This is a genomic window from Pseudomonas sp. NPDC088885 (assembly GCF_044750025.1).
Taxonomy (GTDB): Bacteria; Pseudomonadota; Gammaproteobacteria; order Pseudomonadales; family Pseudomonadaceae; genus Aquipseudomonas; species Aquipseudomonas rustica.
On record NZ_JBIVJB010000185.1, the window covers coordinates 2,491 to 3,992 of the forward strand.

At 56.9% G+C, this 1,502-nt stretch carries 1 pseudogene; it reads left to right on the forward strand.

The features are described from left to right. Window positions 1-1,263: pseudogene (gene eno, locus ACIP1X_RS28075) on the forward strand (phosphopyruvate hydratase); the annotation flags it as partial. Window positions 1,264-1,502 lie beyond the last annotated feature (239 nt).

Sequence of the window (1,502 nt, forward strand, 5' to 3'; positions counted from 1 at the left end):
CGTGAAGTTCTCGACTCCCGAGGCAATCCCACCGTGGAAGCGGATGTGCTTCTCGACAACGGCATCATCGGCAGCGCTTGCGCGCCGTCCGGTGCATCCACTGGCTCGCGTGAAGCGCTCGAGCTGCGTGATGGCGACAAGAGCCGTTATCTGGGCAAAGGCGTACTGAAAGCAGTCGCCAACATCAACGGCCCGATCCGCGATCTGCTGCTGGGCACCGACCCAAGCGACCAGAAAGCGCTGGATCACGCGATGATCAAGCTCGACGGTACCGAAAACAACGCGACCCTGGGCGCCAACGCCATCCTCGCCGTGTCCCTGGCTGCGGCCAAGGCTGCTGCACAGGATCAGGATCTGCCGTTGTACGCACACATCGCCAACCTCAACGGCACTCCGGGTGTTTACTCGATGCCGGTGCCGATGATGAACATCATCAACGGTGGCGAGCACGCCGATAACAACGTCGACATCCAGGAATTCATGGTGCAGCCGGTTGGCGCCAAGTCTTTCTCGGAAGGTCTGCGCATGGGCACCGAGATTTTCCATCACTTGAAAGCCGTGCTGAAGGCCCGTGGCCTGAGCACTGCCGTTGGCGACGAAGGCGGTTTCGCACCGAACCTGGCGTCCAACGAAGACGCGCTGAAAGTGATCTCCGAAGCGGTGGCCAACGCCGGTTACAAGCTGGGCACTGACGTGACCCTGGCGCTGGACTGCGCGGCGAGCGAATTCTACGAAGACGGCAAGTACAACCTGTCCGGCGAAGGCCAGGTGTTCACCGCTGAAGGTTTCGCTGATTACCTGAAAGGCCTGACCGAACGTTATCCGATCATCTCGATCGAAGACGGTCTGGACGAGTCCGACTGGGCTGGCTGGAAAGTCCTCACCGACAAGATCGGCGAGAAGGTGCAACTGGTGGGCGACGACCTGTTCGTGACCAACACAAAGATCCTGAAAGAGGGTATCGATAAAAACATCGCCAACTCGATCCTGATCAAGTTCAACCAGATCGGCACTCTGACCGAAACGCTGGAAGCCATCCAGATGGCCAAGGCTGCCGGTTACACTGCTGTAATCTCGCACCGTTCGGGCGAAACCGAAGATTCGACCATCGCCGACCTGGCTGTGGGCACCTCGGCTGGCCAGATCAAAACCGGTTCGCTGTGCCGTTCCGACCGCGTTTCCAAGTACAACCAACTGCTGCGTATCGAAGAGCAGTTGAATGGCAAAGCCAAGTACAACGGTCGCTCCGAGTTTCGCGGTTAAGCCGTAGATGGTAAAAAGACACCGGATTGTGTCGGAAAAGTCGTGACAGCGATGGATTTGCCACTAATCTGATGCCTTATATGCACAAGCCTGGATCTTCCAGGCTTCGTGCTATCAGATGCTTCAAAGTTTTGGCATGGCTGTCTTTTTTCACTGGATACCTGATATTCGATGCGCAGTCCCTACTGGTTTTTTCTCGTTTTTCTATTTCTTCTTGCCGGTCAGCAGTAACGCCTGTG